13 protein-coding genes are annotated in these 13,798 nt (G+C 79.0%); 7 read left to right on the top strand and 6 right to left on the bottom strand.

Going from position 1 to position 13,798, the window contains the following annotated elements:
• Positions 1-82: 82 nt before the first annotated feature.
• The gene (locus WA616_RS00665; protein WP_336026382.1) at positions 83-1,690 is read right to left on the bottom strand and encodes a sensor histidine kinase; all 1,608 of its coding nucleotides are present in this window, start codon (positions 1,688-1,690) and stop codon (positions 83-85) included.
• A gap of 123 nt (positions 1,691-1,813) precedes the next feature.
• On the opposite strand from WA616_RS00665, the gene WA616_RS00660 reads away from it, so the two are divergent.
• Complete coding sequence (locus WA616_RS00660; RefSeq protein ID WP_336026380.1) at positions 1,814-4,360, top strand: HAD-IC family P-type ATPase; 2,547 nt, start codon at positions 1,814-1,816, stop codon at positions 4,358-4,360.
• On the opposite strand, the gene WA616_RS00655 is transcribed toward WA616_RS00660, so the two are convergent.
• From WA616_RS00655 to WA616_RS00645, 3 genes are all read right to left on the bottom strand, one after another.
• Entirely contained in the window at positions 4,323-4,913 is a 591-nt protein-coding gene (locus WA616_RS00655; RefSeq protein ID WP_336026378.1) for an AAA family ATPase, read from the bottom strand. The genes WA616_RS00660 and WA616_RS00655 overlap by 38 nt on opposite strands.
• A 192-nt stretch (positions 4,914-5,105) precedes the next feature.
• Positions 5,106-5,705, bottom strand: a complete 600-nt coding sequence (locus tag WA616_RS00650) for a hypothetical protein (RefSeq protein ID WP_336026376.1) — start codon at positions 5,703-5,705, stop codon at positions 5,106-5,108.
• Positions 5,706-5,782: 77 nt separating this feature from the next.
• Entirely contained in the window at positions 5,783-6,676 is an 894-nt protein-coding gene (locus tag WA616_RS00645) for an EamA family transporter (RefSeq protein WP_442901957.1), read from the bottom strand.
• Positions 6,677-6,737: 61 nt separating this feature from the next.
• Between WA616_RS00645 and WA616_RS00640 the strand changes: the two genes are divergently transcribed.
• Positions 6,738-7,595, top strand: a complete 858-nt coding sequence (locus WA616_RS00640; protein WP_336026371.1) for a LysR family transcriptional regulator — start codon at positions 6,738-6,740, stop codon at positions 7,593-7,595.
• Positions 7,596-7,630: 35 nt separating this feature from the next.
• On the opposite strand, the gene WA616_RS00635 is transcribed toward WA616_RS00640, so the two are convergent.
• Positions 7,631-7,828: a DUF1918 domain-containing protein gene (locus WA616_RS00635; protein WP_073419784.1), complete on the bottom strand. Its 198-nt coding sequence runs from the start codon at positions 7,826-7,828 to the stop codon at positions 7,631-7,633.
• A gap of 136 nt (positions 7,829-7,964) precedes the next feature.
• Between WA616_RS00635 and WA616_RS00630 the strand changes: the two genes are divergently transcribed.
• The 3 genes from WA616_RS00630 to WA616_RS00620 all read left to right on the top strand — a co-directional run bounded on the left by WA616_RS00630 (position 7,965) and on the right by WA616_RS00620 (position 10,331).
• On the top strand, positions 7,965-8,945 hold the full coding sequence (locus WA616_RS00630) for a serine hydrolase (RefSeq protein ID WP_336026368.1): 981 nt from the start codon (positions 7,965-7,967) through the stop codon (positions 8,943-8,945).
• A 64-nt stretch (positions 8,946-9,009) separates the two neighbouring features.
• Entirely contained in the window at positions 9,010-9,483 is a 474-nt protein-coding gene (locus WA616_RS00625; RefSeq protein WP_336026366.1) for a hypothetical protein, read from the top strand.
• A gap of 41 nt (positions 9,484-9,524) precedes the next feature.
• Positions 9,525-10,331 (top strand): PadR family transcriptional regulator, encoded by an 807-nt coding sequence (locus WA616_RS00620; protein WP_336026364.1) that lies wholly within the window; start codon positions 9,525-9,527, stop codon positions 10,329-10,331.
• Between the two features lie 96 nt (positions 10,332-10,427).
• Here WA616_RS00620 and WA616_RS00615 read toward each other — a convergent pair whose 3' ends face one another.
• Positions 10,428-11,315, bottom strand: coding sequence for an alpha/beta fold hydrolase (locus WA616_RS00615; RefSeq protein ID WP_336026362.1), 888 nt, complete (start codon positions 11,313-11,315; stop codon positions 10,428-10,430).
• Positions 11,316-11,444: 129 nt separating this feature from the next.
• Here WA616_RS00615 and WA616_RS00610 point away from each other — a divergent pair, with 129 nt between their 5' ends.
• The gene (locus WA616_RS00610; protein WP_336026360.1) at positions 11,445-11,648 is read left to right on the top strand and encodes a hypothetical protein; all 204 of its coding nucleotides are present in this window, start codon (positions 11,445-11,447) and stop codon (positions 11,646-11,648) included.
• 370 nt (positions 11,649-12,018) lie between these two features.
• The gene (locus WA616_RS00605) at positions 12,019-13,680 is read left to right on the top strand and encodes a CocE/NonD family hydrolase (protein WP_336026358.1); all 1,662 of its coding nucleotides are present in this window, start codon (positions 12,019-12,021) and stop codon (positions 13,678-13,680) included.
• Positions 13,681-13,798 lie beyond the last annotated feature (118 nt).

Here is a 13,798-nt window from a genome sequence, read left to right as displayed (position 1 = left end):
TGAGGGACGTCCTGGCTCACCGCCGCGCGTCCTGGCTCACCGCCGGCCGTGAGCCAGGACGCCGCACGATCAGGCGGCCTGGTCATGCGCGGGCGGGCGCCGGCTCCTCGTCGTCGTCCAGCTCGGCCACCGTGGCGCCGGGCAGCCGGACGGTGAACACCGTCGTCCCCGGGCGGCTGGCCACCGACACCGTCCCGCCGTGCCCCTCCACCACCGCGGCCACGATCGCCAGCCCCAGCCCCGTGCTGCCGGCGGCGCGCGAGCGGGAGGAGTCGCCGCGCGCGAACCGCTCGAACACCCCGGCCTGCAGGCCCTCGGGGACGCCCGGGCCGTCGTCGGCCACCTCGAGCACCGCGTCGGTCCCCTCCGTGCGCAGCCGGGTCGTCGCCGTCGTACCGGGCGGGGTGTGGGTGCGCACGTTGGCCAGCAGGTTGGCGAGCACCTGGTGCAGCCGCGCGGCGTCGCCCGGCACCAGCACCGCCCCCGGCGGCAGGTCCACCCGCCAGCGGCGCCCCGGCCCCGCGGCGTGGGCGTCGCTGACGACGTCGAGGACCAGCCCGGTCAGGTCGACGTCGTCCCGGGCGAGCTCCCGGCCGGCACCGGCGCCCGCGCCGGCGTCGAGGCGGGCGAGCAGCAGCAGGTCGTCGACCAGGCCCGACATCCGCACCGCCTCGGCCTCCACCCGGCGCAGCGAGGCGTCGACCTCCTCGGGCAGTCCCCCGCGGCGGCGCACCAGCTCGGTGTAGCCGCGGATCGAGGTGACCGGCGTGCGCAGCTCGTGGCTCGCGTCGGCGGCGAAGCGGCGCAGCCGGGTCTCCGACGCCTGCCGGGCGGCGATGCCGGACTCCACCGAGTCGAGCAGCCGGTTGAGCGCGGCGCCGACCCGGCCGACCTCGGTGCGCGGGTCGGTGTCGGCGGCCGGCACCCGGTCGGGCAGCCGCACCTCGCCGCTGGACAGGGGCAGCTGCGCCACCCGCCCGGCGGTGGCCGCCACCCTGTGCAGCGGCCGCAGCGTCCGGCCGATCACCGCCGAGCCGACGACGCCGGCCGCCAGCAGCCCGAGCAGGCCCGCGGCCACCTCGACGACGACCAGCCGCAGCAGCGCCGCCCGCACCGAGGCCAGCGGCAGGCCGGTGACGAGCACCTCGCCGGCCACCTCCCCGGCATCCCCGGTGGCCACGACGCGGTAGGCGCCGAGCGGGCCGAGGTCGACCGTGCGCGGCTCGCCGTCGGCGGGGACGCCGGCCAGCGCGTCGGCCTCGGCGGCGGTCAGCGCCTCGCCGTCGCCCTCCTTGCCGATGACGGCGGCCTCGGTGACCACGCCGTCGACGACCCGGGCGCCGAGCGTGCCGTCGCCCTGGCCGGGGGTGAGCAGGAACCCGGGCCCGGTCCCGCCCCAGCCGGGCCCGTCCCCGGGGTCGTCGTCGGCCTGGCTGTCGTCGGCCTGGCTGTCGTCGGCCTGGCTGTCGTCGGCCTGGCTGTCGTCGGCCTGGCTGTCGTCGGCCTGGGTGTCGTCGGCCTGGGTGGAGCGGGCGACGGCGGCGGCGAGCCGGTCGTCGACCTGCCCGAGCAGCTCCCCGCGCACCGCGGCGGTGGCCGCGACCCCGACGACGGCCAGCACCACCGCGAGCGGGAGCAGGAAGGCGCACAGCAGCCGGGTGCGCAGCGACCGCGGCCGACGGAGGTCCATGGCGGCCACGGTGCGCGCCGATCCTGCACGCCGGCTGGGCGCCGGGCGGGAGTCGGCTGGACGGCGGCCGCTCCGACCCGGCGGCGGGCTGCCGGGTGCCCGGCCGGGTGTCATCGTCGGGCCGTGCAGACGGAGACGGAGGCCGGGACCGCGCCCGGCGACACCCCCGCCGGCCTGACCGCCGCCGAGGCCCGGGAGCGGCACCGGCGCGGCGAGGGCAACGTCGCGGTCAGGGCGTCCGCCCGGGGCTACGCCCGCATCCTGCGGACCAACGTCCTCTCCTTCTTCAACGTCGTGCTGTTCACCATCGGCGCGGCACTGCTGGCGCTGGGCCGCTACAGCGACGCGTTCACCAGCGTCGGCCTGGGCCTGGTCAACGCCGCGATCAGCGCGGTCCAGGAGATCCGGGCCAAGCGCAAGCTCGACCGGCTTCAGCTGCTGGCCCGCGGCACGGTCACCGTGGTCCGCGACGGCGCCGACGCCGAGGTGCCGCCGGAGGAGGTGGTGCGCGGCGACGTGCTGCGGCTGCGCCCGGGCGCGCAGGTCGTCGTCGACGGGCCGGTGCTCGCCGGCCGGCTGGAGGTCGACGAGTCGCTGCTCACCGGCGAGTCCGAGGCGCTGCCGAAGGAGCCCGGGGACGCGCTGCTGTCGGGCTCGTTCGTCGTCGGCGGGAAGGGGACGATGCTCGCCCGTGACGTCGGCGCGGCCTCCTACGCGGGCCGGCTGACCGCCGAGGCGCGGCGGGAGTCCACCGACCGCACGCCCCTGCAGCGGCGCATCGGCTTCGTCGTCCGGCTCGTCATGCTCCTGGTGGCGCTGATGAGCGTGACGATCCTGGCGCAGGCGGCGCTGGAGGGCTTCACGCTGGTGCGCACCGTGCAGACCACCGCCGTGCTCTCGGGCCTGGTGCCCTACGGGCTGTTCTTCCTCGTCGCGGTCGCGTACACCGTCGGGGCCGCGCGCAGCGCCGGGCGCGGGGCTCTGGTGCAGCAGGTGAACGCGGTGGAGTCGGTGAGCAACGTCGACGTCGTCTGCACCGACAAGACCGGCACCCTCACCACCGGCCGGCTCTCGCTCGCGGAGGTGCGCCCGGCCGGCCCGCTCGACGACGCCGCCGTCCGCCGGGTGCTCGGCACGCTCGCCGCCAGCACCCCGGCCCCCAACCTGACGACGACGGCGCTGGCCGCGGCGCTGCCCGGGCAGCCGGTGCCGGTGACGGAGGACGTGCCGTTCTCCTCGGCGCTGCGGTGGAGCGCGCTGCGCACCGCCGACGCCGTGCTGGTGCTCGGCGCGCCGGACACCCTGGCCCCGCGGCTGTCGGGACCGCCGCTGGGCGGGCCGGTGCGCGAGCTCGCCGGCCGGGGCCTGCGGGTGCTGGTGCTCGCCCGCGCCGCCGCGGACGCGCCGCTGCGCGACGGCGCCGGCCGCCCGCGGCTGCCGGCGCTGGAGCCGCTGGCCGTGCTGGCACTGGCCGACGAGCTGCGCCCCGGCGTGCCGGAGACCCTCGCCCGGCTCACCGCCGACGGGATCGCGGTGAAGGTGGTGTCCGGGGACGACCCGCGCACCGTCGCCGCCCTCGCCCGCCAGGCCGGCCTCGAGCCCGGCGAGCCGGTGGCCGGCCCCGCGCTGGACGGGCTGTCGGAGGCGCAGCTCGACGACGTCGTCGCCCGCACCACCGTCTTCGGCCGGGTGGCGCCGGAGCAGAAGGAGCGGCTGGTCGACGCGCTGCGCCGGCGGGGCCGCTACGTGGCGATGGTCGGCGACGGGGTCAACGACGCGCGGGCGCTCAAGCGAGCGCAGGTCGGGGTGGCGATGGCCAGCGGCAGCGCCGTCACCCGCGACGTCGCCGACATCGTGCTCACCGGCGACTCCCTCGCCGCGCTGCTGCCCGCGGCGCACGAGGGCCGGCGGATCATCGCCGGCATCGGCACCTCGATGCAGGTGTTCCTCGCCCGGGTCGGCACGCAGGGGCTGGTGATCCTCGCCGTCACGATGCTCGGCCTGGGGTTCCCCTACTCCCCCGCCAACGTCGGGCTGACGCTGCTCACCGTCGGCCTGCCCACGCTGTTCCTCACCGCCTGGGCGCGCCCGGCGCGGCCGGACCCGCACCTGCTCACCACGCTGTGGCGGTTCGTGGTCCCGGCGATGCTCGTGACGGCGGCCGGCGGCGTCGCCGTGTACGCCCGGCACTACCGGCAGCTGCTCACCGACTTCACGGAGTCGACGCCGCCGTCGTCCGTCGTCGCCGCGTTCGAGGACTACACGGGCCTGTCCTCCGACGACGTCGGCTTCGCCGAGGCCGTCGCGACGATCGGGGCGCAGACCGCGCTGTCGACGTTCGTGTCCTACGCGGCGTTCCTGCTGATCCTGTTCATCGCGCCGCCGAACCGCTGGTTCGCCGCCTGGACCGAGCCCTCGGGCGACCGCCGCCCGGCGCTGCTGGTGCTCGCGCTGGTCCTCGTCTTCTCCGCGGGGCTCTTCTGGCCGGCGTTCACCGACTACTTCGGGCTCACCGACGCCGCCGAGCCGGTGTTCCAGACGGTGCTGCCGGCGCTGCTGCTGTGGTTCGCCGTGCTCACCGCGGTCTACCGGCTGCGGCTGCTCGAGCGGGCACTGGGCCTGACCGGCGCGCTCAGCCCGCCGGGCGCCCCAGCAGATCGGCGAGCGTGAGGCGGCCGGCCCGCGCGCGGTCGACGACGAGCACGTCCCCGGTGCCGGCGCCGGGCAGGTAGCGCTCCCAGCGGCCGGCGTGTCGCCGCATCCGGCCCTCGGGGATGCGGCGGCCGCGGATGCGCTGGCCGTCGGCGGCGTCGGCGGCCGACACGTCGAGCAGGACCAGCCGCACCCCGCGGCCGGCCAGGGCGGCGGCCCGCAGCACGACCGGCCGCCACGAGCGGCTGGTCCACGGGTCGGTGAGCACGACCGCCGGCGCCGGGCCGACGACCGCCGCGAGGACCCGCAGGCGGTGCGCGGCGTGCACCAGCGGCCGCACGTAGCGGTAGGGCACCAGCTGACCGGTGCGCCAGCGGGCGGCGACGTCCTCGGAGTCGACGGCGGTGACGCCGTCCACCCCCGGGCCGAGCAGGCGGCGGACCAGCGTGGTCTTGCCGCTGCCGGGCAGCCCGCCGACGACGACGAGCGTGCGGGCGGGCGGCGCGGCGAGCGCCCCGGGGCCGGGAGCGGTCCCGGGAGCGGGCACGGGGGCGGTCATGGCGGTGGTCACGGGTCCCTCCTCGGGCGCCGGCGTCGGGCGCGGCCCGTCCGGCGTGGCGGGGGACGGTACCGCCGCGGCCCGGCCGGCAGCCGGTCCGCGGACGCGGCGACTGCCTGCGTCAACGCGCAGCGGGGCCCGCGCGTCCCCGGGGACGCCGCGGCGCCGCCCCCCGGGGGAGGACGGCGCCGCGGACGGTGCGGGTCAGTCGTCGGTGTCGTCCGCGCCCGGTCCGCCCGGTCCGCCGCGGCCGCCGAACCCGCCGGGGCCGCCGCGGTCGCCGAGGTCGGTGGACTCGACCAGCTCGGCGATGCGGCTCTCCAGGTCGGCGGCGCGCTCGTCGGCCTCCTCCTGGGTGAGCCGGCCGTCGGCGACGGCCTCGTCGAGCCGCTCCTGCGCGGCCTGCACGAGGGCGGCGGTGAGGTCCTCGACGGCGACGCCCTGGTCGGCGGCGACGGTGGCCAGGCTCGCGTCGTCTGCCTCCAGCGCGGTGCGCAGCTCGTCCTCGGACAGGCCGAGGGTCTCCGCGGCGACGGACAGGCCGGCGCCGGCGCCGGGGCCGCCGGGACCGCCCCGCCCGCCGATGCCGGCGTCGCTGAGCGTCGTGGCCACCTCGTCGGCCTGCTCGGCGGTGATCGAGCCGTCGTCGACCAGGCCGGTGAGCGCGTCGCGGATGCGCTCCTCGGCGGAGGTGACGGCGGCCGTCGGGGTGTCGTCGTCGGCGGCCATGGCGGGGGCGGCGAGGCCCAGGCCGCCGACGGCCAGGGCGCCGGCCGCGGTGGCGAGCACGATCTTCTTGCGCACGGGGAGCTCCTCGGGCGGGTGGCCGGCAGGTCCGGCCCTCGTCGTCGAGGCTCGGCGCGGTTCCTGTGCCGGACCTGTCAGGCGCCCGTGGCGGGACTGTGGACCCTCGAGCCGAGCACGGCCGCGGTGTTGGCCAGCACGACCACCCCGATGCCCGCCCACTCGTGCAGGTGCAGGGCCTGGCCGAGCAGCGCGGTGCCGGCGAGGGCGGCCCACACCGGGTGGGCACTGCACAGCACGGCGAAGGCGCGCGGCGTCACCCAGCGCAGCGCCACCAGGTCGGCGGCGTAGGGCACCGCCGAGGCGAGCACCCCGGCGGCGACGGCGTAGGCCAGCGGCGCGCCGGTCAGCCGTTCCTGGACGACGAGCACGACGACGACGGGCGTGACCGCCAGCGCGCACAGCGCCGTGGCCACCGCGGGTGCCTGCAGGCCGGGCAGCCGGGCGCCGGCGACCCGGTTGAGCAGGATGTAGGCCGCCCAGCAGGCCGCGGCCGTGAGCCCCAGGCCGATGCCGGTCCAGTCGCTGGCGCCGCCGGGCAGCACGAGCAGCCAGACGCCGGCGGCCGCGGTGAGCGCCACCGCCAGGTCGCGGCGGGAGCGCGAGGCGGCCAGCGCGACGGCGAGCGGGCCGAGGAACTCCAGCGTCACCGCCAGGCCCAGGCCGATCCGCTCGATCGCCGAGTACAGCGCCAGGTTCATGCCACCGAAGACGGCCGCGAGCGCCAGCACCGGCCACCACTGCGCCCAGGTCATCCGGTGCAGGGCGGGGCGGGCCAGCGGCACCAGCACCGCCGCGGCCACCCACTGCCGCACCGCGACGACGCCCGCCGGGCCGACCGCCGGGAAGGCGGACGCGCCGAGCGCCGCGCCGACCTGGTTGCTCAGCGAGCTGGCGAGCAGCGTGGCGGTGCCGCGGGCGGTACGGGCGCGCGGGGCGGCGGTCGGGGCGGGCGCGGTCACCTGCCCCATCCTGGGCACGCCGCCGGCCCGGGGGAAATGCCGGTGTCGCGCCCGGCGATACGGTCCGCGTATGGATCCGGAGGTGCGGCAGCTGAGGGCGCTGCTCGCCGTCGTCGACACCGGGACCTTCACCGCGGCCGCCGACGCGCTGTCCACCACGCAGGCGTCGGTGTCGCGCACGGTGGCCGCGCTGGAGCGCGCGCTGGGCGTGCGGGTGCTGCACCGCACCACCCGCGAGGTCGCGCTCACCCCCGCCGGGCACGGCGTCGTCGCGCACGCCCGCCGGGTGCTCGAGGAGGTCGCGGCCATCCGCCGGGCGGCCGAGCGGGCGCGCGGCGAGCTGCGGGTGGGCTACGCCTGGGCGGCGCTGGGCCGGCACACCACGGCCGTGCAGCGGGCCTGGGCCGCCGCCTCGCCCGGGGCCGCGCTGGTGTTCGTGCAGTCCAACACCCCCACCGCCGGGCTCACCGAGGGCCTGGCCGACGTCGCGGTGCTGCGCCGTCCGGCGGCCGACCCGCGGCTGCGCACCGCCCGGCTCGGCGAGGAGCGGCGGTTCGCCGCGCTCGCCGCCGACGACCCGCTGGCCCGCCGCCGCAGCCTGCTGCTCGCCGACCTCGCCGGCCGGGTGCTCGCCTCCGACGGCACCACCGGCACGACGACGGCGTCGCTGTGGACCGCGCCGCACGAGCCGGCCGCCATCCGCGACATCCGCGGCGTCGACCCGTGGCTCACCGCGATCGCCGCCGGCCAGGTGGCCGGGGTGACCGCCGAGGCCACCGCCCGCCAGCACCCGCGGCCCGGGGTGGCCTACCGGCCGCTGCGCGACGCGCCCCCGGTGCCGGTGGACCTCGCGTGGTGGGCCGACGCGCCGCCGCCGGGGCTGCCGCGGCTGCTGGAGCTCGCCCGCGGCCGCTACGCCCGGGGCTGACCGCCCAGCCGGCCGCCACGCCCGCGGCTGACCGCTCAGCCGGCCGCGGGCTCGGGCAGCACCGTGCACGTGCCCGCCGGGACGAACACGGCGGTGTGCCCGTCGGCGTCCCAGCGGACGACGTAGGGCGGCCCGCCCCGCTCCCCGCGGACCTCGAGCACGGTGCCGGTGCGCTCCGGCTCTCCCTGGTGGGTGGACCGGACGCAGATCCGGTCCCCGACGCGTGCCTCCACGGCGACCTCCAGCGGTGCGGACCAGCCGTGTCCCGAGCGTGCTCCCGCCGCCGCGGACGGGCAAGGCCCGCCGCCGCGACCCGTCCGGCACCACGGCGTTCACGCAACTGCCAGGAACGCGGCGCAGGCTGCGGCCGTGAGCGCCGTCCGCCGCCCCCGGCCGGGCGCCCGCGCGCGCCGGCCGGCCGCGCCGCTGGTGGCCCTGCTGGTCGCGCTGCCGGTCGTCGTGGCGCTGCTCGGCGGCAGCACGGCGACCCTCGTGGACACCGCCTCGTCCTCCCCCGCCGGGACCACGACGGCGACGACCAGCACGACGACCAGCAGCACGACCAGCGCGGCGACGGCACCCGATCCGGCCGGGCCGCCGACGCGGGCCGCCGTCCAGGACCGGGTGGTCCCCGTGGACACCGGCGCCGTGCTCGCGGCGGTCGACGCGGCGGCCGCGGGGGCGCGTGGCTCGGTGGCCCTGGCCGTCGTCGGCCCCGGCGGCGAGGACGTCGTCGCCGGGCCCGCGGCCGGCGAGGCCGTGCCCACCGCCTCGCTGGTCAAGCTCCTCGTCGTCGGCCGGCTGCTGCAGCTCGGCGCCGAGGGCGCGGTGACGCTGACCGGCACCGACCTCGGCCGCATGGAGCGGGCGGTCGTGCGCTCCGACGACACCGCGATGAGCCTGCTGTGGGACCGCTTCGGCGGCGCAGCGCTCGTGACCGACGCCGCCGCGGCGGCCGGCCTGTCCGCCACCGCTCCCCCGGCCGAGGCCGGGCAGTGGGGCGAGGCGACCACCAGCGCGGCCGACGTCGCCCGGCTGCTGGCCGGCCTCGAGACCACCGTCGGCGCCGGGCCGGCGGAGACGCTGCTCGGCTGGATGCGGGCCACCTCGGCGACCGCGGCCGACGGCTTCTCCCAGGCGTTCGGGCTGCTCGCCGGGACCTCCGGGGTGGCGGCCAAGCAGGGGTGGATGTGCTGCGTCGGCGGCACCCACCAGCTGCACTCGGCCGGCGTGCTCGCCGACGGCACCGTCGTCGTGCTGCTCGGCGACTTCCCGGCCTCGACGTCGTGGGCCCGCGCCCGCGCCGCCCTGGACACCGCCGCCGCGGCGGTGCTCGCCGCGCTCGCCTGACCGGCAGGCGGTTCCCCGCCGGCACCCAGGTCGCCCCCAGGGACGGCGGCGAGGGTGCGGGGGCATGGACGCGGACCGGCCCGCCTGGCTCTTCGACCCCTCCGCCACGCGCACCCTCGTGCTCACCCGGCGCCCGCCCGGCGGCCGCGCCGTCGACGACGTGGTGTCCGACCTCGTGTGGACCGAGGTGGTGCGCCTGCTGCGCTGGGCGACCGCCGGGTCCACCGGGCCGAAGCACCTGCGCACCGGCGCGCTGTGGCGGCTGGCGGCCGAGGGCGCGGCGCTGCTGCGCCGGATGCCGGCGCTGTGCGCGGAGACCGGGCAACCCTGGTCGGTGCTGCCGCCCGCCCCGCCGGCCCCGGGCACCCCGCCGGCGCGGCAGGTCGAGGTGGTCGCCGACCGCCTGGCCAGGCTGCTCGCCTCCGGCCCGGCCCCGGTGCCGCTGCCCGCGCTGGCCGCGGAGGTGGACGCGCTGGGCGAGGCGGCCGTGCAGGCGGTCGCGGCATCCTCCTTCGGCACTGGCGATGACGTCATATAGCGATGTATCGTTACCGTCATCCGATACGTCAGGAGGACGCCATGAACTCGCATTCCTTCGAGCCCCCCGAGGGCTCCGCTCCCTGGCCCGGCCGGCATCCCGGCTGGGGCGGTCGCCGGCGCGGCCGCGAGGACTGGGCCGCCCGCTGGGCCGGCATGCCGGCCGGCGGCCCGTTCGGGTTCGGCCCCGGCGGGCCGGGCCGGGGCGGTGACCCCGAGGCCGGCCCCGGCCCCCGCCACGGGCACGGCCGCGGACACCGCGGCGGGCCCGGCTTCGGCTTCGGCGGTCCCGAGGGCCCCGGCTTCGGCCCGGGCTTCGGTCCCGGTTTCGGGCCCGGTTTCGGGCCGGGCGGTCGCGGCCGGCGGGGACGCGCCCCGCGCGGCGACGTCCGCGCCGCCGTGCTCATCCTGCTCGCCGAGCAGCCGATGCACGGCTACCAGCTGATGCAGGCCATCGGCGAGCGCAGCGGCGGGCGCTGGACCCCCAGCCCCGGCGCGATCTACCCGACGCTCGCCCAGCTGGAGGACGAGGGACTGGTCAGCGTGACCGCCGACGCCGGCCGCAAGCTCGCCACCCTCACCGACACCGGCCGCGCGGCGGTCGAGCAGCTGCGCGGCACCGGCGCCGACCCGTTCGCCGGTGTCCAGGCCGCCGCCCCCGGCACCGACCTGCGCGGGCTGCTCGAGCAGGTGCACGGCGCGGTCCGGCAGGTCACCCGCACCGGTAGCGAGGCCCAGCTCGCCGCCGCGGCCGACGTCCTGGCCCAGGCCCGCCGCGCGCTGTACCTGCTGCTCGCCGAGGGACCGGAGACCGCGGGCGACGACGACCCGCAGGCGCCCGACGCCTGACCCGCCCGGTCCCCGCCGCCCCGGGCGCGCCGTGTGCACGCACCGCGCCCGGGGCGCCCCTCCCGCCCGCGCCGTGTGCACACGGCGCGGGCGGGGTCACGCGGCGCCGGCGAGGACCTCGCGCAGCCGGGCCGCGAAGGCCTCCGGCTCGCCGGTCTGGCCGTACTCGCCGCCGAGGAACCCCGCGTGCCCGCCGGGGAAGACCACCGGCTCGGTGCCCAGCCGCGCGGCCATGCCCTCGCCGCCCCGGTGCGCGAGCTCCCCGGCCGACTCCTCCCCCACCGCCAGCACGATCCGCACGGGCGCCGCGCGCAGCGCCTGGACATCGTGCTCGTGGTGCGTGCAGGGAAGGAGGTTCTGGCCGAGCATGACGTCGTCGCGCGAGCCGTCGTCGCCGGCCGGCAGGCCGAACGCGGCCGGGTCGGGCACCGGCCCGAGGTCGGCCGGCACCGGGCCGCGGTGCGAGACCAGCCGGATGAACCCCGTCATGCCGGCGCCGAAGCCGTCGCGGGCGTAGGCGTCGGCCACCGCGTGGGTGGCCGCCGAGGCCTCCGCGCGGTCGGGCAGCACCGGGATCGACGGCGGTTCGTGCGCCACCAGCGTGCGCACCAGCTCCGGGTGGTGGACGACGAGCTCGAGGGCGTTGACTGCGCCGCCGCTGCTGGCGAAGACGTCGACCGGACCGCCGCCGGCCGCCTCGATGACGGCGGCGAGGTCGCCGGCGTGCTCCTGCGGCGTGCTGGTCGTGGCGCCGTCGGTGCGGCGGCTGCGCTCGGAGCCGCGCGGGTCGTAGGTGAGCACGGTGCGGTCGGGGAAGGAGCCGGACAGCGTGCCGAAGCCGGCGGCCGCCATCGGGGAGCCCACGAGCAGCAGCGGCGGGGCGGGCGGGCTGCCGGGGGCGGCGGGGCGCACGTCCCAGGCGCGCTCGGCGCCGGGGACGGTCAGGGTCGCGCTGCGGATCTCGCGGGCCGGGGTGGTGGTCACGGGGGCCTCCGGGTGCCGGGACGTGGGGTGGTGCAGCAGAGACGCCCGTCGCGGCCGCATCTCATCGGTCCCGCGCCTCATCGGTCCGTGCGGACCTGCCGCGCCGCGGTCGCCGTGCCACGCTCCGGCATGGCCTTCGACCTCCACCGCGCCGACGGCGAGGTGCTCCGCTTCGACGACGCCGCCCGCTTCAGCTTCACCGCCACCGGCCACCTCGTCGTCTACGACTCGCACGGCAACAAGACGCTGTTCAGCCACCACAGCTGGAACTGGCTGGAGGAGCCGGTGGCGCCGCGGCTGAGCCCGCCGGCGCACACCGTCGGACCCGGGTGACCCGTCCCGGCGCCCGTTCCGGGCCACCGGCGTCCACCGGTCCCCGGTGGTGTGCGGTTCCGGCGCATCCGCGCACCGGAACGCGCCCCGAGCGCACATCACCCCGCCCCGCGGGCCGAGCGGTGCGCGGACGCCGCGTTCCCGGCCGCGGGATGCGGCGCAGGCGCACACCGTCGGACCTCCGCGGCCCGTTACGGCGCCCGTACAGGCCACCGGCGTGCACCGGTCCCCTGGCGATGTGCGGTTGCGGCGCATCCGGCCGCCGGAACGCGCCGCGACCGCACACCACCCGGCCCGGGACCGGGACGCGGCGCGGCGCGGGGTCCGGCAGAGTGGCCCGCGTCGGGTCGGCGACCGGGAGGACGGCGGGATGAGCGCAGCGGCACGCCTGGGCGGGCTCCTCGCGGACGCGGCCCTGGGGCTGCCGCTGCGGGCCACCCGCTACACCGTCGAGCGCGGCGTCGCCGTCCCCATGCCCGACGGCGTGACGCTGCTCGGCGACCACTACCGCCCCGCCGCGGCGTCCGGCCCGCTGCCGGTCGTGCTCATCCGGCTGCCCTACGGCCGCGCCGGGCTGCTGGCGCACGCCCTGGCCGCGCCCTTCGCCCGGCGCGGGTTCCAGGTCTTCGTGCAGTCGACCCGCGGCACCTTCGGCTCCGGCGGGCACTTCCGGCCGTTCACCACCGAGCACGACGACGGCCTGGCCACCCTGGCGTGGCTGCGCGCGCAGGACTGGTGCGACGGCCGGGTGGCCATGACCGGCGCCAGCTACTTCGGCCACACCCAGTGGGCGGTGGCCCCCTACGCCGACCCGCCGCTGGTCGCGGTCTCCCCGCACGTGACCGCCGCCCGGATCACCACCGCCTTCTACGACCACGGGGCGCCCGGCCTGGAGAACGCGCTGCGCTGGTCGGTGGCCATCGGGCGGCAGGAGGCCGGCGGGCTGCCCGGGCCGCTGAACCCGGGCCTGCGGGCGCGGGTGGACCGGGCGCTGCGGCTGCTGCCGCTGCAGGCCGCCGACACCGCCGCCGCCGGCGCGCCCGTGCCGTTCTGGCGCGACTTCACCAGCCACGCCGCCCCCGGCGACCCGTTCTGGGCCGTCGCCGACCACGACGGCGCCGACCTCTCCCGCATGCCGCCGGCCAACATGGTCACCGGCTGGTGGGACCTGTTCGCCGCCGCCCAGCTCACCGACGTCACCCGCCTGCAGGCCGCGGGCGTCCCGGTCCGCCTCACCGTCGGCCCCTGGCTGCACGGCGACCCGGCGGAGCTGCGGGAGGCGGTGCGCACCGACGTCGCCTGGCTCCGCCACCACCTCCAGGGCGGCCCGGCACCCTCGGGCGCGCCGGTGCGGCTGTACCTGCAGCAGGCCGGCACCTGGCTGGAGACGACGTCGTGGCCGCCGCCGGGCACCCGCGCCGAGGTGCTGCACCTGCGCGCCGACGGCACCCTCACCGGCGACGCCGGGACGCCGGGCGAGGCGCCGCGCACCTTCACCCACGACCCCGCCGACCCGACGCCGACCGTCGGCGGCCCGCTGCTGGAGCGGCCGGGCAAGCAGGCCGACAACGCCGCCGTCGAGGCCCGCGACGACGTGCTCGTGTGGACCGGGCCGGTGCTCGAACGGGACCTCGACGTCGTCGGGCACGTCCGCGCGCGGGTCTCGGTGCGCCCGGAGCTGGCGCACGCCGACCTGTTCGTGCGGCTGTGCGACGTCGACCCGGCCGGGGTGTCGCGCAACGTCGTCGACGGCATCCGGCGGCTGGACCCGCGCACGGTGCCGGCCGCCGACGTCGCCGTGGGCGCCGACGGGGCGCTCGCCGTCGACGTGGAGCTCTTCCCCACCGCCTACCGGTTCCGCGCGGGGCACCGGCTGCGGGTGCAGGTGGCCGGCGGCGCGTTCCCGCGGTTCGCCCGCAACCTCGGCACCGGCGACCCGTTCGCGGTGCCGGCGTCGGGCCGCCCGTGCCGGTTCGAGGTCCTCGGCGACGCCGCGCACCCCTCGCGGATCGAGCTGCCCGTCCTGGGCTGAGCGGCCCCGGACACGCCACCGGCGCCCCCTCCCGTGTCGGGAGGGGGCGCCAGGTGACGTGCTGGAACGGCCCCCGTGCAGGGGCCCGGCCCGAGCGTCAGCGAGGGCCGGGGGGCAC

This window comes from Geodermatophilus sp. FMUSA9-8, assembly GCF_037034165.1.
Taxonomy (GTDB): domain Bacteria; phylum Actinomycetota; class Actinomycetes; order Mycobacteriales; family Geodermatophilaceae; genus Geodermatophilus; species Geodermatophilus nigrescens.
Note: the sequence above shows the minus strand (reverse complement) of the source record. Positions and strands in the feature narration are given on the sequence as shown.